The sequence below is a fragment of the Roseicella sp. DB1501 genome (assembly GCF_013112485.1).
In the GTDB taxonomy this organism is placed as follows: domain Bacteria; phylum Pseudomonadota; class Alphaproteobacteria; order Acetobacterales; family Acetobacteraceae; genus Paracraurococcus.
Genome location: NZ_JABFHG010000010.1, coordinates 57745 through 78776, shown reverse-complemented (window position 1 = coordinate 78776; position 21032 = coordinate 57745). Strand labels below are relative to the sequence as shown.

Annotated in this window: 20 protein-coding genes; 12 read left to right on the top strand and 8 right to left on the bottom strand. The window is 73.0% G+C overall.

What is annotated here, in order from left to right; all coding sequences use genetic code 11:
• Window position 1 precedes the first annotated feature (1 nt).
• The 3 genes from HJG45_RS19260 to HJG45_RS19250 are packed head-to-tail and all read right to left on the bottom strand — an operon-like array spanning window position 2 to window position 3034.
• On the bottom strand, window positions 2–862 hold the full coding sequence (locus HJG45_RS19260; RefSeq protein ID WP_368040637.1) for an ABC transporter permease: 861 nt from the start codon (window positions 860–862) through the stop codon (window positions 2–4).
• Window positions 859–1929, bottom strand: a complete 1071-nt coding sequence (locus tag HJG45_RS19255; RefSeq protein WP_217362980.1) for an ABC transporter ATP-binding protein — start codon at window positions 1927–1929, stop codon at window positions 859–861. The genes HJG45_RS19260 and HJG45_RS19255 overlap by 4 nt, the downstream gene beginning before the upstream one ends.
• Before the next feature lie 4 nt (window positions 1930–1933).
• The gene (locus HJG45_RS19250) at window positions 1934–3034 is read right to left on the bottom strand and encodes an extracellular solute-binding protein (protein WP_171614014.1); all 1101 of its coding nucleotides are present in this window, start codon (window positions 3032–3034) and stop codon (window positions 1934–1936) included.
• Window positions 3035–3308: 274 nt separating this feature from the next.
• On the opposite strand from HJG45_RS19250, the gene HJG45_RS19245 reads away from it, so the two are divergent.
• From HJG45_RS19245 to HJG45_RS19210, 9 genes are all read left to right on the top strand, one after another.
• Window positions 3309–3962 (top strand): hypothetical protein, encoded by a 654-nt coding sequence (locus tag HJG45_RS19245; protein WP_171614012.1) that lies wholly within the window; start codon window positions 3309–3311, stop codon window positions 3960–3962.
• Between the two features lie 133 nt (window positions 3963–4095).
• On the top strand, window positions 4096–6693 hold the full coding sequence (locus HJG45_RS19240) for a glycosyl hydrolase family 28-related protein (RefSeq protein ID WP_171614010.1): 2598 nt from the start codon (window positions 4096–4098) through the stop codon (window positions 6691–6693).
• A gap of 25 nt (window positions 6694–6718) precedes the next feature.
• Entirely contained in the window at window positions 6719–7021 is a 303-nt protein-coding gene (locus HJG45_RS19235; protein ID WP_171614008.1) for a hypothetical protein, read from the top strand.
• 208 nt (window positions 7022–7229) lie between these two features.
• A complete protein-coding gene (locus HJG45_RS19230; protein ID WP_171614006.1) occupies window positions 7230–7604 on the top strand; it encodes a hypothetical protein in 375 nt (124 codons plus the stop codon).
• Between the two features lie 147 nt (window positions 7605–7751).
• Window positions 7752–8480, top strand: a complete 729-nt coding sequence (locus HJG45_RS19225) for a Crp/Fnr family transcriptional regulator (RefSeq protein ID WP_171614004.1) — start codon at window positions 7752–7754, stop codon at window positions 8478–8480.
• A 102-nt stretch (window positions 8481–8582) separates the two neighbouring features.
• A complete protein-coding gene (locus tag HJG45_RS28460) occupies window positions 8583–9272 on the top strand; it encodes an acetamidase/formamidase family protein (RefSeq protein WP_217362979.1) in 690 nt (229 codons plus the stop codon).
• A gap of 120 nt (window positions 9273–9392) precedes the next feature.
• Window positions 9393–10010 (top strand): acetamidase/formamidase family protein, encoded by a 618-nt coding sequence (locus tag HJG45_RS28455; RefSeq protein ID WP_217362978.1) that lies wholly within the window; start codon window positions 9393–9395, stop codon window positions 10008–10010.
• Between the two features lie 154 nt (window positions 10011–10164).
• Window positions 10165–10749, top strand: coding sequence for a D-sedoheptulose 7-phosphate isomerase (locus tag HJG45_RS19215; protein WP_171614002.1), 585 nt, complete (start codon window positions 10165–10167; stop codon window positions 10747–10749).
• A gap of 8 nt (window positions 10750–10757) precedes the next feature.
• The gene (locus tag HJG45_RS19210; protein WP_171614000.1) at window positions 10758–11291 is read left to right on the top strand and encodes an HAD-IIIA family hydrolase; all 534 of its coding nucleotides are present in this window, start codon (window positions 10758–10760) and stop codon (window positions 11289–11291) included.
• Here HJG45_RS19210 and HJG45_RS19205 read toward each other — a convergent pair.
• Complete coding sequence (locus tag HJG45_RS19205) at window positions 11194–13212, bottom strand: glycosyltransferase (protein WP_217362977.1); 2019 nt, start codon at window positions 13210–13212, stop codon at window positions 11194–11196. The two genes, HJG45_RS19210 and HJG45_RS19205, sit on opposite strands and share 98 nt — an antisense overlap.
• A gap of 226 nt (window positions 13213–13438) precedes the next feature.
• Between HJG45_RS19205 and HJG45_RS19200 the strand changes: the two genes are divergently transcribed.
• The 3 genes from HJG45_RS19200 (at window position 13439) to HJG45_RS19190 (ending at window position 16800) form a co-directional block, all read left to right on the top strand.
• On the top strand, window positions 13439–14641 hold the full coding sequence (locus HJG45_RS19200) for a hypothetical protein (RefSeq protein WP_171613996.1): 1203 nt from the start codon (window positions 13439–13441) through the stop codon (window positions 14639–14641).
• Between the two features lie 183 nt (window positions 14642–14824).
• Window positions 14825–16231: a M17 family metallopeptidase gene (locus HJG45_RS19195; RefSeq protein WP_171613994.1), complete on the top strand. Its 1407-nt coding sequence runs from the start codon at window positions 14825–14827 to the stop codon at window positions 16229–16231.
• Between the two features lie 161 nt (window positions 16232–16392).
• Window positions 16393–16800: a MarR family transcriptional regulator gene (locus HJG45_RS19190; RefSeq protein ID WP_171613992.1), complete on the top strand. Its 408-nt coding sequence runs from the start codon at window positions 16393–16395 to the stop codon at window positions 16798–16800.
• Between the two features lie 166 nt (window positions 16801–16966).
• Here HJG45_RS19190 and HJG45_RS19185 read toward each other — a convergent pair whose 3' ends face one another.
• From HJG45_RS19185 to HJG45_RS19170, 4 genes are read right to left on the bottom strand one after another with little or no spacing between them, the layout of a single operon-like run.
• On the bottom strand, window positions 16967–17899 hold the full coding sequence (locus HJG45_RS19185; protein ID WP_171613990.1) for a glyoxylate/hydroxypyruvate reductase A: 933 nt from the start codon (window positions 17897–17899) through the stop codon (window positions 16967–16969).
• On the bottom strand, window positions 17899–18366 hold the full coding sequence (locus tag HJG45_RS19180) for a hypothetical protein (RefSeq protein ID WP_171613988.1): 468 nt from the start codon (window positions 18364–18366) through the stop codon (window positions 17899–17901). Before HJG45_RS19180 ends, HJG45_RS19185 begins: the two co-directional genes overlap by 1 nt.
• Window positions 18363–19991 carry an ABC transporter ATP-binding protein gene (locus HJG45_RS19175; RefSeq protein ID WP_171613986.1) on the bottom strand — a complete coding sequence of 543 codons (1629 nt, stop codon included), beginning with the start codon at window positions 19989–19991 and terminating at the stop codon, window positions 18363–18365. Before HJG45_RS19175 ends, HJG45_RS19180 begins: the two co-directional genes overlap by 4 nt.
• Complete coding sequence (locus HJG45_RS19170; RefSeq protein ID WP_171613984.1) at window positions 19988–21028, bottom strand: ABC transporter permease; 1041 nt, start codon at window positions 21026–21028, stop codon at window positions 19988–19990. The genes HJG45_RS19175 and HJG45_RS19170 overlap by 4 nt, the downstream gene beginning before the upstream one ends.
• Window positions 21029–21032 lie beyond the last annotated feature (4 nt).

The following is a 21032-nucleotide window of genomic DNA, read 5'->3' as shown; positions in this document are numbered from 1 at the left end:
CTCATGGCGCCCGCCGCCCGGAGAGGCGCTGGAACAGGCTGATCGGCAGGACCAGCAGCGCCAGCAGGGCGAGGGCCAGCGCCGCGGCCAGCGGCCAGTCGCGGTTCTGGAAGAACTCCACCCAGAGCGCCCGGCCGACCAGCATCGCCTCCGGCGGGCCGAGCAACTCGGGGATCACGAATTCCCCGGCCGCCGGGATGAATACCAGCAGGAAGGCGGCCAGCGCGCCGGGCAGGGAGAGCGGCAGCGTCACGGTGCAGAAGACCCGCCAGGGCCGGGCGCCGAGATCGGCTGCCGCCTCCTCCACCGTGCGGTCGCGCCGCAGCAGCGTCGCGGCCAGCGGCAGCACGGCGAAGGGCAGATAGGCATGCACCATGCCGAGCAGCATCGCCCCCTCGGTATAGAGCAGCGGCAGCGGCCCCGAGGTCAGGCCCGCCGCCTGCAGCAGGCGGTTCACCCAGCCGCCGTCGCGCAGCAGCCCGATCCAGGCGCCGAGCCGCGGCAGGAAGCCGGTCCAGAAGGGCAGCAGCACGAGGGAAGCGAGCGGCATCTGCCAGCGCGCCGGGCTGGCGGCGATGCCGAGCGCCATCGGATAGGCCAGCGCCAGGCAGCAGGCCGCGGTGGCGAAGGCGACCAGGAGCGAGCGGAGGAAGGCATCCAGGTAGTACTGGTCCGCGACGAGGCTCCGCAGCGGCTCGAGCGTGCCCTGCCAGCCGGCATCGAAGGTGAAGGGCGGGCGGAAGGGCGGCACGCCGGCCGCGCTCTCGGAGAGTGCGATGCCGGCCAGGATCGCGACCGGCGCCGCGACCAGCAGCAGCAGCCAGAGCAGGGGCGGCAGCAGCAGGAGGGCGCGGCGCATCATGCGGCGAGCGGCACCAGGCTCTCGGCCGCCCAGGCCAGGCTGACCGTGGCGCCGGGCGCGGGCGGCGAGGCCCCGGCGGGCAGGGCGACGCGCCATTCGCCGCCCCCCGGCAGCGCCACCACCAGCATCCAGCCATCCCCGCGATAGGCGAGATCCTTCACCCGGGCGGCGATGCCGTTCTCCGCCGGCGGCGCGCCGGCGAGGAGGCGGATGCGCTCCGGCCGCAGGGCGAAGGCCGCCGCCGCGCCGGGCGGCCCCAGGATGGCCAGCGCCGGCGGGGCGGGGCGGAGCCGGCAGCCGCTCGCGCAGGTCACCGCGCCATCCGCCTCCAGACGCCCCTCCAGGATGTTCGCCGCGCCGAGGAAGGTGGCGACATGGCGCGTCGCCGGCCGTTCGTAGAGCGCCTGCGGCGAACCGAGCTGCGCCAGCCGGCCGCCCTCCATCACCGCCACCCGGTCGGCCAGGGCCAGCGCCTCGCCCTGGTCATGCGTCACCATGACGAAGCCGGCGCCGGTCGCCCGCTGCAGGGCGCGCAGCTCCAGCCCCGTGCGCTCGCGCAGACCGGCATCGAGCGCCGCCAGCGGCTCGTCCAGCAGCAGCAGGGGCGGGCGCTTCACCAGGCTGCGGACCAGGGCGACGCGCTGCCGCTGCCCGCCCGAGAGCTGCGCCGGGCGGCGGCGCTCGAGCCCCGTCAGCCCGACCAGCGCCAGGGCCTCGGCGACGCGGCGGGCGATCTCGCCCCTCGCCACCCCCTCGCGCCGCAACCCGTAGGCGACGTTGTCGAAGACCGAGAGATGCGGGAACAGCGCATAGCTCTGGAAGACCAGGCTCACCGGCCGCGCATGCGGCGGCAGACCAGTGATGTCGCGCCCCTGCAGCAGCACCCGCCCGGCATCGGCCGGCTCGAAGCCGGCGACGATCCGCAGCAGGGTGGACTTGCCCGAGCCGCTGCCGCCGAGCAGGGCGAGGAACTCCCCCGGCATGACATCGAGGCTCAGCCCATCGAGGGCGAGCGTCGCGCCGAAGCGCCGGGTGACGCCTTCGAGGCGCAGCAGCGGCTCGGCCAAGGCGTCAGCGGCCCGTCCGGAAGCGGTTCCAGAGCCGGCTGCGCAACCGCTCCGCGCCCTGGGCCGGCGTGCCGGGGACGAAGGCATGGGCGAGGGCGGCCTCGGGCGGATAGACGTTCGGATCCTCGCGCACCGCCTCGGCCACCAGCGGGCGGCTGGCGGGGACGGCGTTCGGGTAGCGCACCTTGCTGGTGATGGCGGCCATGATCTCGGGCTGCAGCAGGAAGTCGATGAAGGCGAAGGCGGCCGCGGGGTTCGGCGCATCCGCCGGCACGGCGAGCATGTCGAACCAGAGATGCGCGCCGCCCGGCGGCACCAGGTAGCGCAGCTCCACGCCCTTGCCGGCCTCCCGCGCCCGGGCGGCGGCCTGGATGACGTCGCCGCTATAGGTCAGGGCGGCGCAGATCTCGCCGCTCGCCAGCATGTCGAGCATCGCGCCGGAGCCGGGGATGGCGCGCAGATGCGGCCGGATGGCGAGCAGCGCCTGCTCGGCGGCGCGGAGGTCGGCGGGATCGGCCGAGTTCGGGTCCTTGCCCAGCCAGGCGAGGACCGAGGGCAGCACATCCGTCGCGCTGTCGATCACCGCGAGGCCGCAGGAGGCAAGGCGGGCGGCATTCTCCGGCTTCAGCAGCAGGTCGAGCCCGCCGGTCAGCGGTGCCTCCGGCCAGAGCGCCCGTACCCGGTCCAGCCGCACCCCGAGCCCGACCGTGCCCCAGAGATAGATGGCGCCGAAGCGGTTGCCCGGATCGGTGGCGGCGACGCGCTGCATCAACGCCGGATCGAGGTTCCGCCAGTTCGGGATGCGGGCGCGGTCGAGCGGCTGCAGGGCGCCGGCGCGCACCAGCCGGGCGAAGGTCGGCTCGCTGGTCGGGACGACGATGTCGTAGCCGGAGCGGCCGGCCGAGAGCTTCCCCTCCAGCGTCTCCAGGCTGTCATAGACGTCGTAGCGGATGCGGATGCCGGTCTGCGCCTCGAAGCGGGCGATCACCGCCGGGTCGATATAGTCGCTCCAATTGTAGACGTTCAGCACCGTCTCCGCCGCGGCGGCGCGGGGGAGGAGCAAGGCGGGCAGCAGCAGGCAGGCGAGCAGGACGAAACGGTGCATCAGCCATCCCGTTCGGATCGGAGGGAGAAGGCGAGGCTAGCGCGGATCACGCATGCTTCCGACCGGCAATCGGCGGCCATGCCGGCCGGTTGTTAGGAGCTTTTTCCTTGACGCTGGGGATCGTTTCCGAATAACACAGGCAAGCCGACGGCCGAACCGCGCCCGAAGCTCCCCCGCACCATCCACGCCCGCCGCCGGCGGCATCCCCGAGGAGCGCATTCGCGCCCCGCGGGGTGTCGTCGCGACCGGGTGCTGCCGAGACGGAGAGAACCCCGTGCCCTTCAGCCCGGCCAGCTTCAACGCGTTGATCCAGACCAGCGCCTTCAACCTCTGGCACTACCGCACCGCGGACACCCGCGCGATGGTCAGCGCCGACGGCTATTTCGCCCCGGTCGCCGCGAGCCTGCAGCCGGGCGACCTGATGGTGCTGCAGACCGTCGATGCCATGGCGATCGTGCCGCTGCGCAGCAACGACACGCTCGGCCCCGGCGTCACGCTGGACGGTACGGTCGGCCCGGTCAGCCTGCTGCGCGCCTCCGCCCAGGGCTTCCGCTTCGGCCAGGCCGCCTCGGCGGTGGTGCGGACCATCCTGCTCGCGCCGATCGCGGCCGGCATCCTGGTCGGCGGCAGCATCCCCGTCTCGGCGAGGGTCGCCGGCCCGATCAGCCAGGTGGTCTTCAGCCTCCGACAGGCCGACGGCACGCTGGTGCCGCCGGCCAAGGTGGTGACGGTGCAGGGCGGCCAGGCGGTGGCGAGCCTCGCCGCGCCGCCCTCCGGCAGCGGCTACCGGATCCGCGTCGAGGATGCCGCCGACCCCGCCATCGCGGCGCTCTCCGGCAGCTTCAGCGTCGCGCCGGAAACCGGGCTGCTGCTCGACGAGGTCGCGGATGTGCTGCTGACCGAATCCGGCAACCGCCTGCGGCGCTGACCGCGACGCCTTTCGCCCCCACCCGTCCCGCCGCTTCGCCGCCCCGCCTCCCGGGCGGCGCGCCGGCCCCATTCCCGCCCGCGCCGCGCCGGTCCTCCGGCCCGCCGCGCGCGCCCATCCGGACCGGAGACCGATGCCCGACGTCAGGATCAGCGAGCTTCCCGCCGCCAACGCCCCCGCCGACACGGATTTCGCGCCGTTGGTGCAGTCCAGCGGCGGCTTCTCCGAGACGCGCCGCGCCACCCTCGCCCAGCTCCGCGGCGCCGTGCTCGCCGATCGCGGCGCGCATGTGCGCGACTACGGCGCCGTCGGCGACGGCGTCACCGACGACGCGCCCGCCATCCAGGCCGCGATCAACGACCTGAAGGGCAAGGGCGGCGGCACGCTCAGCTTCGGCCCGCATGTCTACCGCATCGCCTCGGCGATCAGCATCTACGGCGCGACCATCCGGCTGCAGGGTGCGGGCTTCACCGAGGGGCCGGGCCCCGGCCAGGGCACCTGGCTGCGGATCGACAGCACGGGCTTCACGCCCTTCACCTTCACCGGCGACATGGCCCGCGGCTCGGCGGTGCGCGACCTCGCCGTGGTGCAGCAGCACAACGCCGCGCAGGATGCGGGCTGGGCGCCGACCGGCTACGACTATGTCTTCCGGGTGGAGGATTGCTACGGCGGCGTCGATTTCGACAACGTCTTCCTCTGCGCCGTCAATCGCGGGATCTATGCGCGGAATTCCGGCCGGGTCGATATCCGCCGGCTGCGCGGGCAGGTCTTCACCACCGGCGTCGAGATCGACCAGTGCTATGACATCCCGCGCATCCATAACCTGCATTTCTGGACCTTCTGGACCAGCGACGACGACGTGGTCCGCTGGCAGCAGGCCAATGGCGACGCCATGGTCTTCCGCCGCTGCGACGGCGTCTTCATCGACCAGGCCTTCGTGCTCGGCTACCGGAGCATGTTCCGCTTCGCCTCCTCGACCGCGGGCGTGACGACGAAATTCTACATCGGCCAGGCCTATGTGGATTTCTGCCAGTACGGCGTCTGGATCGAGGGCGGCGGCACGGATGGGCAGATCGCCAGCCTCACCCATCAGGGCGAGATCTTCAACGCCGGCGGCCCGCCGCTGGCCGGCGGCATCGGGCTCTACGTCAACGCCTCCAACACGCGGCTGCATGTCGGCAACCTGCGCGTCGACGCGGTGGAGGACAATGCCGTCCGGGTGAACGGCACGGGCAACCGGCTCGACATCTTCTCGCTGCGCTGCGCGCGCTACAACTACCGCAACAACGGCGCGACGGCGATCTACCTCGCCGATAGCGGCAGCGGCACGGCGAACCAGCTCTATCTTGGCGCGCCGCCGCTGCTCGAGCGCGGCAATGGCGGGGCGCTGGTCAATGCCGGCACCAATGCGCTCTGCGCCGCCGGCGCGCCGGCCGGGCGCGTGGCCCGGCCCGGCTTGGCGCTGGGCAGCGCCGATACCGGCCTCTTCCAGCCCGGCACCGGCAGCCTCGCTCTGGCGGCGGGCGGGGCGGAGGTGCTGCGCGCCACCAGCGCCGGCACGGTCACGCTCGGCGATGCGCCGGGCGCGCATGCGCTGGAGGTGGCGACCCCGGTCTCGGGCGCCAACCACCTGACGGTCAGCGGCGGCGCGACGGGCAGCCAGGTCGCGCTGCAGGCGCAGGGGATCGATGCCAACATCGATCTCAGCCTCGCCGGCAAGGGCAGCGGGCTGCTGCGCACCGCGACGCCGCCGACCGCCGATGCCTCCACCGCCGTCGCCACCACCGCCTGGGTGCGGGCGCAGGGCTATTCGACGGGCGGCGGCACCGGCGCGGTCTCGAGCGTCGCGGGCCGGACCGGCGCCGTCACCCTCGCGGTCGCGGATGTCGCCGGCGCCGCGCCGCTCGCCTCGCCGGCGCTGACCGGGACGCCGACCGCCCCCACCCCGGCCGCGACCAACAGCAGCGCGGCGCTCGCCACCACGGCCTTCGTCTGGTCGCGCCCGGCGCAGCGGCAGCCGGCCGATGCCTCGGCGAGCGGCGGCAATGCCCGCGGCAGCAACGCCACGGACTGGCAGGGCAGCCGGGACCAGGCGACGCAGGTGGCGAGCGGCGCGCTGGCGGCGATCGGCGGCGGCGCCGGGAACACCGCCTCGGGCACCGGGGCGGTGGTCGCCGGCGGCAGCGGCAACGTCGTGGGTGGTGCCTATGGCTGGGTGCCGGGCGGGGCCCAGGCGGATATCCGCGGCACCTATGGCCGCGGCGCCTGGTCGAGCGGCGCCTTCAGCACCGCCGGCGACGCCCAGGCCGGCGAGTTCCTGCTGCGCCGGCAAACCACGGACAACGCGCAGACCGTGCTGACCACGGATGGCCAGGCGCCCGGCGCGGGCAACCTGGCGACGCTGCCGAACAACGCCGTCTACGCCGCAAGGCTGATGGTGGTGGCGCGGCAGATCGGCGGCAGCGCCGGCACGGCGGGCGATTGCGGCTGCTGGATCCGCGACGTCCTGGTCAAGCGCGGCGCCAGCGCCGCCGCGACCACCGTGCTGGTCCCCGGCACCTCCACCCTCGTCGCCCCGACCGCCGGCGGCGATTCGGCGGCGAACAGCGCCTGGAAGATGGGCGTCGGCGCCGACACCACGAACGGTGCCCTCGTCGTCACCGTCCAGGGCGAGACGAACAAGACCATCAACTGGGTCGCCCGCATCCTCTCGGTCGAGGTCGTCGGCTGACCCCCCCAACCGTGGAGCCCCTCCCATGGCCCTGATCAAGCCGATCGAGATCCGCAACACCGGCCTCGTCGCCACCTATTGGCGGTTGACGCACTGCCAGATCGACCACGCCGCCGGCATCGCCGAATTTCGGCTGCACGGCTACCCGACCCGCGAGGCGCGCCTCGCCGGCAAGGCGCCGCTGCCGGCCATCGCCTTCCGGGTCGAGGCCGGGACGCTCGGCCTGCCGGACCTGCATGCGGTGACCAGCACGGCGCTCTACGCCGCCGCGCGCAGCCAGCCGGCGTGCGACGGCGTGGTCTGGTTCGCCGATGCCGAGGAGGGCTGAGGCCACGCGCCTCCCGCCGCCTGCCATCCCGGAGGCCTGGCCGTCACGCAGGCTTGCACGAAGCCTGACCTACGGCCGGCGCAGCCGGCTGAGCGCCCGAATGGGGCCGCGACCTGTGTCGCGTAGCCAGGCTGCAGCAGGCAGCGCCGGCGACCGAGGGCATCGATGGGGCACCATCGATGCATTTCCGCACCATAGGAGAGTGAGCATGCCCGATCTCACCGATTACGCGAAGAACCTCCTCGGCCGCGCCCTCTGCGCCCGCGCGCCCGCCCTGCCGAGCCAGGTCTATCTCGGCCTCGGCAACGGCGGCAGCGACGCCACCGGCCTGACCGGCGAGCCTGCCGGCAACGGCTATGCCCGGCAGCGGGTGACCTTCACCGGCACCGGCGCGCAGCAGAACACGGACGCCATCCGCTTCACCTTCACCGCCGCCGCCGGCACGATGACCCATGTCGGGCTCTTCGATGCGGCGAGCGGCGGCAATGCGCTCACCTGGTCGGCGCTGTCGCAGCCGGCCGCGGTCACCGGGCCGGGCAGCGTGACGCTGAACGCCGCCTCGCTGGTACTGGGCGCGAGCTGAGGCGGCGGGCGGCACGGCCCCAGCCGTGCCGCCAGGCGCCGCCTCCGGCGGGGCGCGAACATGCCTGACCGGATCGGTCCGCATGGGCTGCGACTTGTATCCGAGGATGGCGCTCAGCTACCTTGCGGCTGAGCCTCGGAGACCGCCTTGAACCCGTTTGACGCCGCGCAGCATGCCCCGGAGAGCCGGGTCCAGATCTGCGATCGTTGCGGCAGCCGCATCGCCGGCCTGTGCCAGCCGCTCGACGCCGCGGCGCTGGACGAGATCTCGGCGGAATCGCAGCAGGTCGTCATGCCCGCGCACAGCACCATCTTCCGCGAGGGCGATGCGGCCGGCAAGGTCTTCACCCTGATCGAGGGCTTCGCCAAGCTCTCCCGCCTGCTGCCGGATGGCAAGCAGCAGGTGGTCGGCTTCCGCTTCGCCGGCGACGTCATCGGCTACACCACCCTCGCCGCCTATCCCTTCGATGCCGAGTTGCTGACCGAGGCGCGGATCTGCCGGCTCGAGCGGCGGCAGCTCGATGCCTTGCTGCAGCGCTACCCGAAGCTCGAGCGGCGCATGCTCGACCTCTGCGTGCAGGAGCTCACCGCGACGCAGGAGCAGCTCGTTACCGTTGGCCGCCGCTCCGCCGAGGCGCGGGTCGCCGCCTTCCTGCTCTCCCTCGTCGAGGCCGGCCGCCGCCGCGGCGCGGTGCCGCAGGTGCTGGAGATGCCGATGACCCGGGCGGACATCGCCGATTTCCTGGGCCTGACGCTCGAGACGGTGAGCCGCAGCCTGACCGCCTTCCGCAAGCGCGGCTGGATCCGCGAGCCGATGCACCACCGGGTCGAGCTGCTCGATCCCGAGGCGATCTCGGCCCTGGCTGAGGGCCTCTGAGCCGGGCCTTTCCGCCCCGCGCATCCGTCCTTCCCTTTGGCACCTTCCCCTGGCACCGCCCTTGCACCATCCCCGGCGACCCAGAGCGAGGGGAGAGGGCGGATGTGCCAGGGTGACGATCCGAATTGCCGCGATTTCGAGAAGCATCGCCTCGATTTCCGCACCGGCCTCGCCAAGGAGCGCCGGTCCTTCCTGAAATCCGGCTTCGCCGCCTCGGGCGGCGCGGCGGCGCTCGCCACGGCCGGCATCTCCCTCGTGCCGCCCGCCCTGGCCCAGGCCTCGGCCGCGCGCGGCGGGGCGGGGCCGCGGCTGCACAGCCTGCCGGCGAATGCCGAGACGGTGCATTGGGGCTATTTCAGCAAGAGCCTGGCGCCGCGCCTCGAGGTCAGCTCGGGCGATTACGTCACCATCGAGACGCTGACGCATCACGCCAATGACGATGCCGAGCGCATGGTCCAGGGCGATCCCGGGGCCGAGAGCGTCTTCCTCTGGACCAAGGACAAGAAGGGCGTCATGCGCCGCGGCGCCGGGCCGGGCGATGGCGGCGGCCTCGGCGTGCATATCTGCACCGGGCCGGTCGCCGTGCGCGGCGCCGAGCCGGGCGACGTGCTGGAGGTGCGCATCCTCGATGTCGCGCCGCGCCCCTCGGCCAATCCCGCCTTCAGGGGCCTCGCCTTCGGCAGCAACGCCGCGGCCAATTGGGGCTTCCACTACAAGGACCTGCTGACCGGTGAGAAGCCGCGCGAGGTGGTGACGATCTACGAGCTGGACGCCACCGGCAGCCGCAACTAGGCGAGCGCGGTCTACAACTTCAAATGGGTCCCGGTCACCGATCCCACCGGCAAGCTGCACCCGACTATCGACTATCCCGGCCTGCCGGTCGATCACGGCCGCACCGAGCGGCGCTTCGGCGTGCTGAAGAACATCCGCGTGCCCATCCGGCCGCATTTCGGCACCATGGGCCTGGCGCCGAAGGAGGCGGATGTCGTCAATTCCATCCCGCCCAGCTACACCGGCGGCAACATCGACAATTGGCGCATCGGCAAGGGCGCGACCATGTACTATCCGGTCGCGGTGCCGGGCGCGCTGCTCTCGGTCGGCGACCCGCATGCCAGCCAGGGCGATTCCGAGCTCTGCGGCACCGCCATCGAATGCTCGCTCACCGGCACCTTCCAGGTCATCCTGCACAAGAAGGCGGATCTCGGCGGCACGCCGCTCGAGGCGCTCGACTTCCCGATGATCGAGACGGCCGAGGATTGGGTGATGTCCGGCTTCAGCTACCCGAACTACCTGGCCGAGCTGGGGCCGGACGCGCAGAACGCGATCTTCGCCAAATCCTCCATCGACCTCGCCATGCGCGACGCCTTCCGCAAGATGCGCGGCTTCCTGATGCATGCGAAGGGGCTGACGGAGGACGAGGCGATCTCGCTGATGTCGGTCGCCGTCGATTTCGGCATCACCCAGGTGGTGGACGGCAATTGGGGCGTGCACGCCATCATCAAGAAGAACGTCTTCGCCGGGCAGGCCTAGGACGTCCCCACGGCGCCGCTGCCCGGCGCAGCAGGGGCCCCGGTGAGTCCCTCCTGGGCCGGCATCCGTCACAGCCTGTCGCGGCGGGGCAGCGGGAAGCGACAGGCGACGCGATTCGCGCTAGAGCATCGGCCCAGCCACAGACGGGGATCCGATGCCCGCCGAGATCCGTGACGCCATCCTGGCCGCCGCCGAGAGCCTGCGCCGCCTGGCCGGGGATGCGGCAGCGGTCGAGACCATCGAGGCCATCGCCGAACGCTCCGTCGCCGCCCTCGCCGCCGGGCGCAGGATCCTGCTCTGCGGCAATGGCGGCAGCGCCGCCGATGCGCAGCACTGGGCGGCGGAGCTGGTCGGGCGCTTCCATTACGACCGGCCCGGCCTGCCGGCGATCGCGCTCACCACCGACAGCTCCATCCTGACCGCCATCGGCAACGATTATGGCTATGATCGCGTCTTCGCCCGGCAGGTGGAGGCGCTGGGCCAGCCCGGCGACCTGCTCTACGCCCTCTCCACCTCCGGCCGTTCCCCCGGCATCCTGGCGGCGCTGCGGGCGGCGCGGGAGCGGGGGATGGGGACGATCGGCTTCACCGGCGCCGGGGGCGGCGCCATGCCCGAGCTTTGCGACCTTTGCCTGCGCGTCCCGGCCGAGGCCACGCCCCGCATCCAGGAGGCGCATGAGGTCGCCGGCCACCTGATCTGCGAGCTGATCGAGCGGCGGCTCTTCCCGCAGGCCGGCTGAGCCGCCCCATGCCGCGCCGCGCCCTCTTCCTCGACCGCGACGGCATCATCAACATCGACCACGGCTATGTGCACCGGCGCGAGGATTTCGTCTTCGTCGAGGGCATCTTCGACCTCGCCGCGGCGGCGGCGCGCCGGGACCTCGCCCTCGTCGTCGTCACCAACCAATCCGGTATCGGCCGGGGCCTTTATACCGAGGCGGAGTTCCAGGCGCTGATGCGCTGGGTCGCCGGCGTCTTCGCCGCCCACGGCACGCCGCTCGCCCGCATCGAGCATTGCCCGGACCATCCCGACCGGGCCACGGAGCGCCGCAAGCCCGGTCCCGGCATGCTGCGGGACGCCGCCGCCGCGCTCGGCCTCGACCTGCCCGGCTCGATCATCATCGGCGACCAGATCAGCGACATGGAGGCCGGGCGGCGGGCCGGGCTGCGGACCCGGCTGCTGGTCAGCGACCATCCCGCGGCGCCGCCGGCGACGCTGGTGCTGCCCTCGGTGCGGGCGGCGGCGGCGTGGCTGGCCGTGCCGGAGGCACCCGCGCCGTGAGCCAGGGCGCCCACGGCCTCTCCCGCCGCGGCTCCCGCGCCAGGGCGCAATGCGCGCCGTCCAGGCTCATCCAGCGGCTGTAGAAGGGATCGCGCAGCAGCGTCTCGCCCCAGCGGCGCTTCATATAGGCGATCTCGCGGGCGAAGCGGCGCGCCTTCTCCGGCGCATGGTCCTTCCCGCGCGAGGCGGATTCCAGGTGGTAGAGCTGTGCGAAGGGCGTCCAGAGAATGCGCCAGCCCGCCTCGCGGATGCGCAGGCAGAGATCGATGTCGTTGAAGGCGACGGCGAGGTTCTCGGCATCCAGCCCGCCCACCGCCTCATAGACCGAGCGGCGCAGGGCGAGGCAGGCGCCGGTCACCGCCGCGACCTCCCGCACCAAGGCGAGGGAGCCGAAATAGCCGGAATCCCCCGGCGGGCTGCGCAGCAGGTAGTGGTCGGCGACGCCGCCGATGCCGATGACCACGCCGCCATGCTGCAGCCTGCCATCGGCATAGAGCAGCTTGGCGCCGACCGCGCCGACCTCAGGCCGCATCGCCTGGCCGACCAGCTCGCGCAGCCAGCCCGGCTCGATCACCTCGATGTCGTTGTTCAGCAGCAGCAGCACCTCGCCCCGCGCCGCGGCGGCGGCCTCGTTGTTCAGCGCCGCGTAATTGAAGGGGCCGGGCGAGGCCAGGATGCGCACCCGCGGATCGGCGCGCAGCCGCTCGAACAGCGCCAGCGTCTCCGCCTCCTCGCTGCCGTTGTCGAGGATGAGGAGCTCGATCGCCGGATAGTCGGTCTTGTGCAGCACGCCCTCGGCGCAGGCGGCGAGCAGCGCGGCGCGGTCGCGCGTCGGGACGATGACGGAGACCAGCGGCGCCGGCTCCGGCAGCGGCCAGACCACCCTTGTGTGGGAGGGGGCGAGGGGGGAGGGCTCCAGCCGCGCCGCGACGCCCTGCGCCGCCAGCAGGTCGGCGACCGCCCGCCGGCTCGCCGCCGTGCAGCGCTCGAGCTGCGCCTGGGAGAAGCTGTCCGCCTGGCCGGTCTGCCGCCAGTGATAGAGGATGGCCGGGATGTGCCGCACCCGCGCCGGGCCGACCGCCGCCGCGGCGCGCAGGGCGAGGTCGTGGTCCTGGCTGCCCTCCAGCCCCTCGCGCAGCCCGCCCAGCCGCTCCAGCAGGTCGCGCCGGTAGACGCCGAGATGGCTGACGAAATTCTGCCCGAGCAGCAGGTCGGGGTCGAAATCCGGCTTGAAATAGGCGCCGAAGCGCTGCCCCTCGGCGTCGAGCTTGTCCTCGTCCGAGTAGAGGACCGCCGCCTCCGGGTCGGCCTCGATCGCCGCCGCCACCTCGTAGAGCGCCGTCTCGGCCAGCAGGTCGTCATGGTCGAGCAGCGCCACGTAGTCGCCCCGCGCCAGGGCGAGGGCGCTGTTGCTGGCGGCCGAGATATGGCCGTTGCGCTCCCGCCGCATCCAGCGCAGCCGCGGCTCCTCGGCGGCGATCTCGGCCAGCACCCGCGCCACATGCGGCGAGGGCGAGGCATCGTCGGCGATGCAAAGCTCCCAATGCGGCCAGAGCTGGGCCCGGACCGAGGCGATGGCGGCGCGCAGCAGCGGCTCCGGCGTCTCATAGGCCGGCATCACCACCGAGATCAGCGGCGGCGCCGGCATGGCGGCGATATGCGCGCGGATCGCGGCGCGGTCCGTCTCCCGCAAGGTGTCGAAGCGGGCGATCCAGCGGGCATAGCCGCGCCGGTCCTCGGGCTCGTAGCGGCCGGTGGGCGGCTCGCCGACCAGCCACTGCGCCAGGCCGGCGAGGCGGATGCGCAGCGGCAGCACCCAGTCGGGCAGCATCCCCCAGGCGCCGCGCCAGATCCGGTGCAGGACCTGCCGCGGCCCCTGCATCCGGCTGCGCGGCGGCGGCTGCCCCCCAAGGGGCGGCACAGGGGGCGCCACAGGCGGTGTCGGGACGGGGGCTGGCTTGGGCGTCGCTGGCATGCGGGGGCGGGTAATGCCTGCCGCCGGGAGGGGAAACAGCGGGTGGGTCACGAAAGCTTGATGCGGGGTTTGACGGCCCGCCCGGCGGCGACCATTGTCCGGCCCGTCGCAGCCTGCCCCTTGGGGCCGGCTCGCGCCGCCATCCGCATCCCCCTCTCCGAAGGTTCCGCCCATGCCCACCGCCGCGCGGCCACTCCCGGCCGCGGCGCCCGAGCCCTATGTGCTGACGCCGCTGATCCTCGACCCGCCCGGCCTGCGCCGGGCCGTGCATGGCTACAGCACCGCCGGCACCTGGCGCCGGCTGGCCTGGCGGATCGGGCAGGTGCTGGCGGAGGTGGCCGGCGCCCTGCCGCAGGATGCGCTGCGGCGGGCGCGCGGCGGCGCCCCGCCGCTGCTGCGGCTGGAGGCGGGCACCGATCCGCGGGCCGGGGCGCGGTCCGTCGCGCTCTACGTGCATTTCGCCGCCTCCGGCCAGGTCTCGGAGATGGTGCGGCGGCAGCTCGCCATGCTCGCTGGCCAAGGCTTCGCCATCGTCTTCATCACCATGGCCGAGGCGGTGCCGGAGGCCGACTGGCAGGCGGCGCGGCAGCATTGCGCGCTGGTGGCGCAACGGCGGAATTTCGCCCGCGACTTCGGCGCCTGGCAGGACCTCGCCGCCGAGGCGCGGCGGCGCTGGCCCGGCGCCACCGAGCTGCTGCTCGCCAATGACAGCGTGCTCGGCCCCATCCTGCCGCTCGATCCGGTGCTGGCGGCGCTGCGCGGCGGCGGGGAGGGGCTGTTCGGCCTCACCGAGAGCATCCAGGGCGGGCCGCATCTGCAGAGCTACTTCCTGCTCGCGCGCGGCGGCGCGGCGGTCGCCGACCTGTTCCGCTTCCTCCTCGCCATGCGCATGAGCCATTCGAAATGGCTGGTCGTGCAGCGCGGCGAGCTGCGCGTCGCGCGCTGGATGCGGGCCCGCGGCCACCAGGTCGCGGCGCTGTTCGGCTATCGCCGGCTGATCGAGGCGACGCTGGCCGATCCGGCGGAGCGGGCGCAGCTCGCCGCCTCCCACCCGCTGCTGCGCGCGCTCGAGCGCATGCCGGTGGCCGAGCGCGACGCGCTCTTCGCCACCCAGCCGCTGAACCCGACGCATCATTTCTGGCTCGCCCTGGTGCGGCGGCTCGGCTTCCCCTTCCTGAAGACGGAGCTGATCCGCCGCAATCCCGGGCGGCTGCCGGGGGTGGAGGGCTGGCCGGCCCTGGTGCCGGCGGCGGCGCCCTGCCCGGTGCCGGTGATCGAGGCGCATCTGCGGATCATGGATTCACCGGCAGCCGGTACTTCGGCGAACGATCCCGCAGCGCAAGGCACTGGACAGGAATCACGTAACACCGCATGAATTCCCCGGAAGTATTTCGGCTCCGGGGCATTGCCGCCAGGCAAGGCCGAGGGGCAGGCCCGCTTGCGCCGGGAGGGTGCCGCCGTTGCCGGTGGAATGCCCTTGAAGGTTCCTCGCGGGCCCAATGAAACGGGGAGCGTCGTGGCCGCGGTCGCGGGGCGACTTGCCGGTATGGGAGACCGCATGACCCTGGGCGCGCTGCTCGATTGCCTCGCTTCGCCGGATGCGGCGGCCCTGCCGCTGCATTGCGTCGCGCCGGCCGGGCTCGAGGCATGGCGTGCGGGATTGGCGCCCTCGGTCGCGGCCTTCCTCGATGCCTCCGGCTTCACCGCCGCCGCGCAGCAGATTCGCCTGCTGCCGGGTGGCGAGGGACTCGCCGGCGCCGTGCTCGGGCTCGGCGCCGGGGCGGTCACCCCCTGGTCCTTCGGCGGGCTGCCGACCGGCCTGCCCGCGGGCAGCACCTGGCGCCTGGCCGCGCCCGGGCATGCCGCGGAGGCGGTGCTCGGCTGGGGGCTGGGGGCCTATCGCTACACCCGGTTCAAGCCCGCCCCGCAGGCCCCGGCGCGGCTGGTCGCGCCGGAGGGCACGGAGCGGTCGCGGCATGTCGCCGAGGTCACCTGGCGGGTGCGGGACCTGATCAACGCCCCGCCCAACCTGCTCGGCCCGGCCGAGCTGGCGGAGGCGGTCGCGGCGCTGGCGGCGGCGCATGGCGCGCGTTGCGAGATCATCGAGGGACAGCGGCTGCAGGACGGCTTCCCCGCCCTGGCGGCGGTCGGGCGGGCCAGCCCGCGGGCGCCGCGGGTGGCGGTGCTGGAATGGACGGCGCCGGAGGCGCCGGACGGGGTGCCGCTGGTCGCGCTCTGCGGCAAGGGCGTGTGCTTCGACACCGGCGGGCTCGACCTCAAGCCGGCCTCCTCCATGCTGCGCATGAAGAAGGACATGGGCGGCGCCGCGATCCTGCTCGGCCTGGCCGAGCTGGTCATGCGGCTGCGCCTGCCGGTCCGGCTGCTGCTGCTGGTCGGGGCGGTGGAGAATGCCGTCGCGGGCAATGCCTTCCGGCCGCTCGACGTGCTGCGGACGCGGGCCGGGCTGACGGTCGAGATCGGCAACACCGATGCCGAGGGGCGGCTGGTCCTGGCCGATCTGCTGGCCTGCGCCGCGGAGCGCGCGCCGGACCTGCTGCTCGACTGCGCGACCCTGACCGGGGCGGCGCGGACGGCGCTCGGCCCCGACCTGCCGGCGCTTTTCACGCCCGATGACACGCTGGCGGCCCTGCTGCAGGAGGCCGGCGAGGCGGCCGGCGACCCGGTCTGGCGGCTGCCTTTGCACGCCGATTACGATTCCTGGCTCGACAGCACCGTTGCTGATATGAACAACATGTCAGGACGCCCCATGGCGGGCGCCATCATCGGCGGGTTATTCTTGCGTCGATTCGTCCCGGCCGGCCTGCGCTGGGCGCATTTCGACGTTTATGCCTGGAACGACAACAACAGGCCGGGAAGGCCGGAGGGGGGTGAGGCACAGGCACTGCGGACGCTTCTGGGCGCCCTGGAAACTCTGTTCGGTGGCATACCGGGGCCGGGCCGGTAACGAGACCGAGATGGGGTGGAAACTTTTCGGGGCAGACGGCTCTCAACACGCCAGGATGCGTTACCCGTCTGTAGTGCCTTTGACACTCATTGTACCGGCGGGACACGGGCGTTCCGGTCCGGTCAGCACAAGAGCCCATTGCGGGCGAGGGGATTAGAGCTATGGCGGTACAGAGCAATCCCGACCAGCTGGTCGGCATCCTCCGGGACACGGTCGTCGCCCTGGTGCGGCGGGACGGACCCGATCTCTCGGCGCGTCAGCTCGGCGTGTTCCTGACGGTCTACCTGACCGACGGGCCGCATACGGTGCGTGGCCTGGCGGCGGAGCTGAACGTCTCCAAGCCGGCCATCACCCGGGCGCTCGACCGTCTCGGCGAACTCGACCTGGCACGCCGCAAGGTCGACCCGATGGACCGCCGCAGCGTGATCGTGCAGCGGACGCTGAAGGGCACCGCCTTCCTCCGCGACATGCGCCAGATCATGTCCGAGGCTGAGACCCATCTGCGCGACATGCCGGTGGGCGAGGCCGTGGCGGCGAATGCCGATCCGGGACAGCGTCGCGCGGGGTAATAAGCGTGGCGGCCCGCCTTCCGGGCGGGCCGGGTCTTGGTGCGGTCCCTGGCCGCGCTTGCGCCGTCGCCCGCCTACCTATGCCTGTCCGCTCATGCCTGTTCGCTCACCGGGGGGTGAGGTAGTGACGCGTGGCCGGGCAGCCGTGCTTTGGCGGGGTGGACGGTCAGTAGCCGGCGGCGAAATCGACCAAATTGAGCAGCGGCCGACCCTCCCGGGCGCGATGGATGTTCTTCACCACCTGCGGTGCGGCGCTGCGGGGGATGGTGATGCTCGCCGCATGCGGCGTCAGCACCACCTTCGGATGCCCCCAGAAGGGATGCTCGGCCGGCAGCGGCTCGGGCTCGAAGACATCGAGCGCGGCGCCGCCGATCTGGCCCGACTCGAGGGCGGCCAGCAGGTCCGGCTGCACCACATGCCCGCCGCGGGCCCCGTTGATGAGGAAGGCGCCGCGCGGCAGCAGGGCGAGGCTCTGGGCATTGATCACCCCGCGCGTCTCCGGCGTCAGCGGCAGCAGGCAGACCAGGATGTCGCTCCGCCCCAGCATGGCGGCGAGCCCCTCCGGCCCGTGGAAGCCCTCGACGCCCGGCACCTGCTTCGGCCGGCGCGACCAGCCCATCACCGGGAAGCCGAGATGCAGCAGCAGCCGGGCCGCGGCGGTGCCGAGCTCGCCGAGGCCGAGGATGCCGATTCGCCGGCTGGAGGTCTCCGGCGCCGGCAGCTCCTCCCAGATCCGCTGCGCCTGCTGCGCCCGGTAGTCCAGATCCTGCCGGTGGAAGCGCAGCACGTTCAGCAGCACCCATTCGGCCATGCCGGTCGTCAGCCGCTCATCCACCAGCCGCGCGACGGGAATGCCGGGCGGCGGCCCGGGCGACCGCAGCAGATGGTCCACGCCGGCGCCCATGGAGACAATCAGGCGCAGATTCGGGTAGCGCCGCAGCTCCGCCATGTCATGCGCGGTCCAGACCACCGCCGCCTCGATCCCGGCCGGGTCGCCCGCCTCGGGGAACATCCGGATCTCGAGCGACGGGTCGAGCGCAAGGAGGGCCTCGCGCCAGTCCTGCATCGCATTCGCCTTGGTCGAGAGCAGTACCGCCATCACCCCTCCTGCATCACGCTGTCCCGGGGCTCGGCCCGGGGGTCGGTCTCGAGTCCCTCGGGCAGGGCGCGCACCCAGGCGCGCCAGTCGTCGCGCCGCGTCGCCGCGCGCTCGCTGCCATCCGGCAGCCGGGCATAGAGGCTGAGCGCGCCCTGCGCCCACCAGGCGTCGAAATGCCGGGCATCCGCCAGCACCAGCGCCGCCGTGCGCTCGAAGACGCCCTCCTTCACCTTCGGCATGTGCCGGCCCAGCCACCACCAGCAGCCGGCGGCGAGGATCACGGCGCCAAGGTAGAAATGCACCAGCGCCGTGCCGGCGAGCGAGGCGACCAGGATGGCGCCGGCCGGCACGACGTTCTCCATGGTGCGGTAGACCGGGCTGCCCGGGCTGTTCATGCGCCGGATATCGACGCCGAGCTTGGCCTGCCCGCCATCCAGCAGGCTCCGCAGCCTTTCGAGCTCATTCATCCGCGCGTCACCCCCTCCACGGCCCGCAGGTCGAAGGCGGCCGCCATGAGGGCGCGGGTATAGGGCGCAACGGGGGCAGCGGTCAGCCTCTCGGCCTCGCCTTCCTCCACCACCTGCCCGTCCTTCAGCACGATGATGCGATGGGCGAGGGCGCGGACCACCCGCAGGTCGTGCGAGATGAACAGATAGGCGAGGCGGTGGCGCGCCTGCAGCTCGCGCAGCAGCTCCACCACCTGCGCCTGCACCGAGACGTCGAGCGCGCTGGTCGGCTCGTCGAGCACGACGAGGCGCGGCTTCAGCACCAGGGCGCGGGCGATGGCGATGCGCTGGCGCTGGCCGCCGCTGAACTCATGCGGGTAGCGCCCGGCCATGGTGGGATCGAGCCCGACCTCGGCCAGCGCCGCCGCCACCGCCGCCTCGCGCCCGGCGCGCGACAGGCCGGGCTCGTGCACCTCCAGCCCCTCGCCGATGATCTCCCCGGCCGAGAGCCGCGGCGAGAGCGAGCCATAGGGGTCCTGGAAGACGATCTGCATGCGCCGCCGCAACGGCCGCAGCGCGGCGCGCGAGAGGGGCTGGATGTCCCGCCCCTCGAAGGTGATGGCGCCCTCGCTCCCCTCCAGCCGCAGCAGGGCCAGGCCGAGCGTGGTCTTGCCGCTGCCGCTCTCGCCGACCAAGCCCAGCGTCTCGCCCTCGCGGATCGAGAGGCTGACGCCGTCCACTGCCTTCACATGGCCGGTGGTGCGGCGGAGCAGGCCCTGGCGGATGGGAAAATGCACCCGCACCGCGTCGCCGCGCAGCACCTCGGCCGCGCCGTCGGGCACCGGCGCCGGGCGGCCGCGCGGCTCGGTGGCCAGCAGCATGCGCGTATAGGGATGGCGCGGCGCGACGAAGACGGCGGCGGCCTCGCCCTGCTCCACCGCCTCGCCATCCTTCATCACCACCACATGGTCGGCATGGCGGCGGACGATCTGCAGGTCGTGGGTGATCAGCAGCATCGCCATGCCGAGGCGGCGCTTGAGGTCCTGCAGCAGCTCGAGAATCTGCGCCTGGATGGTGACGTCGAGCGCCGTGGTCGGCTCGTCGGCGATCAGCAGCTTCGGGTCGTTGGCGAGGGCCATGGCGATCATCACCCGCTGCCGCTGGCCGCCCGAGAGCTGGTGCGGGAAGGCGCCGAGCCGCGCCTCGGCATTCGGCAGGCCGGCCTCGTGCAGCAGGTGCAGCACGCGGGCGCGCAGCGCCGCGCCGGCCAGCGGGCGGTGCAGGGTGACCGCCTCGCCCACCTGCCGGGCGATGCTGTGCAGCGGGTTGAGCGAGGTCATCGGCTCCTGGAAGACGATGCCGGCGGTGCCGCCGCGGAGCTGCCGCAGCCGGCGCTCATCGGCCTGCAAGACCTCGGTGCCGTCGAGCCGGATGCGGCCCGTGGGCGTGCGGCCGCCCGGCGGCAGCAGCCGCAGCGTCGCCAGGGCGGTGACCGACTTGCCGCTGCCGCTCTCGCCGACCAGCGCCAGGGTCTCGCCCGGCGCCACGGTGAAGGAGACGTTGCGGACCACCCGGCGGCTGCCGAAGGCGATCGAGAGATCCTCGACCGCGAGCAGCGGCGCGGCGGGCGAACCGGGCGCGTTCACCGCGTCGCCCCGCTCGGCAGCTTGCGCGGATCGAAGGCGTCGCGCACCGCCTCGCCGACAAAGATCAGCAGGGTCAGCACACCGCCGAGGACGATGAAGCCGGTGAAGGCGAGCCAGGGGGCCTGCAGGTTGTTCTTGCCCTGGCCGAGCAGCTCGCCGAGCGAGGGCGAGCCCGGCGGCAGGCCGAAGCCGAGGAAGTCGAGCGAGGCGAGGACGATGACCGAGCCCGAGAGGATGAAGGGCAGGAAGGTCAGCGTCGCCACCATGGCGTTCGGCAGGATGTGGCGCGTCATCAGCCGGGTGTCGGAGACGCCCAGCGCCCGGGCGGCGCGGACATAGTCGAGGTTGCGGCCGCGCAGGAACTCGGCCCGCACCACGCCGGTCAGCCCCATCCAGGAGAAGAGCAGCAGGAAGATCAGCAGGGTCCAGAAGCCCGGCTCGATGACGCTGGCGAGGATGATGAGCAGGAAAAGCTGCGGCATGCCCGACCAGATCTCGATGAAGCGCTGGAAGAGCAGGTCGGTCAGCCCGCCATAGAAGCCTTGCACCGCCCCGGCGGCGATGCCGAGCACGGAGGAGACGATGGTCAGGGTGAAGCCGAAGAGCACCGAGATGCGGAAGCCGTAGATGACGCGCGCCAGCACGTCTCGCGCCTGGTCGTCGGTGCCGAGCCAGTTGCGCGCGCTCGGCGGCGAGGGCGCCGGCTGGCCGAGGTCGCGCACCACCGTGTTGTAGGCATAGGGGATCGCCGGCCAGACCATCCAGCCCTGCCGCGTCACCTCCTGCACCAGGGTCGGGTCGTGCCAGTCCGCCTCGGTCGGCAGCCCGTCCGGGATGATGTCGCTCTCGGCATAGTCGGCGAGGACGGGGAAGAACCAGCGGCCATCGACGCGCGCCACCAGCGGCCGGTCATTGGCGATGAACTCGGCGAAGAGGGTGACCGCGAAGAGGGCGAGGAAGATCCGAAGCGACCAGACCCCGCGCCGGTTGGCCTGGAAATTGGCCAGGCGCCGGCGGGTGAGGGGGGAGAGGGTCATTGTG

Excerpts from the sequence above, each read along its gene's own strand:
- HJG45_RS19185 (WP_171613990.1), bottom strand. The coding sequence starts at position 17,899 with ATGGCGGTACTGCTCTCGACCAAGGCGAATGCGATGCAGGACTGGCGC.
- HJG45_RS19260 (WP_368040637.1), bottom strand. The coding sequence starts at position 862 with ATGATGCGCCGCGCCCTCCTGCTGCTGCCGCCCCTGCTCTGGCTGCTG.
- HJG45_RS19190 (WP_171613992.1), top strand. The coding sequence starts at position 16,393 with ATGGCGGTACAGAGCAATCCCGACCAGCTGGTCGGCATCCTCCGGGAC.
- HJG45_RS19250 (WP_171614014.1), bottom strand. The coding sequence starts at position 3,034 with ATGCACCGTTTCGTCCTGCTCGCCTGCCTGCTGCTGCCCGCCTTGCTC.
- HJG45_RS19210 (WP_171614000.1), top strand. The coding sequence starts at position 10,758 with ATGCCGCGCCGCGCCCTCTTCCTCGACCGCGACGGCATCATCAACATC.
- HJG45_RS19195 (WP_171613994.1), top strand. The coding sequence starts at position 14,825 with ATGACCCTGGGCGCGCTGCTCGATTGCCTCGCTTCGCCGGATGCGGCG.
- HJG45_RS19230 (WP_171614006.1), top strand. The coding sequence starts at position 7,230 with ATGCCCGATCTCACCGATTACGCGAAGAACCTCCTCGGCCGCGCCCTC.
- HJG45_RS19170 (WP_171613984.1), bottom strand. The coding sequence starts at position 21,028 with ATGACCCTCTCCCCCCTCACCCGCCGGCGCCTGGCCAATTTCCAGGCC.
- HJG45_RS19235 (WP_171614008.1), top strand. The coding sequence starts at position 6,719 with ATGGCCCTGATCAAGCCGATCGAGATCCGCAACACCGGCCTCGTCGCC.
- HJG45_RS19215 (WP_171614002.1), top strand. The coding sequence starts at position 10,165 with ATGCCCGCCGAGATCCGTGACGCCATCCTGGCCGCCGCCGAGAGCCTG.
- HJG45_RS28460 (WP_217362979.1), top strand. The coding sequence starts at position 8,583 with ATGTGCCAGGGTGACGATCCGAATTGCCGCGATTTCGAGAAGCATCGC.
- HJG45_RS19240 (WP_171614010.1), top strand. The coding sequence starts at position 4,096 with ATGCCCGACGTCAGGATCAGCGAGCTTCCCGCCGCCAACGCCCCCGCC.
- HJG45_RS19200 (WP_171613996.1), top strand. The coding sequence starts at position 13,439 with ATGCCCACCGCCGCGCGGCCACTCCCGGCCGCGGCGCCCGAGCCCTAT.
- HJG45_RS19180 (WP_171613988.1), bottom strand. The coding sequence starts at position 18,366 with ATGAATGAGCTCGAAAGGCTGCGGAGCCTGCTGGATGGCGGGCAGGCC.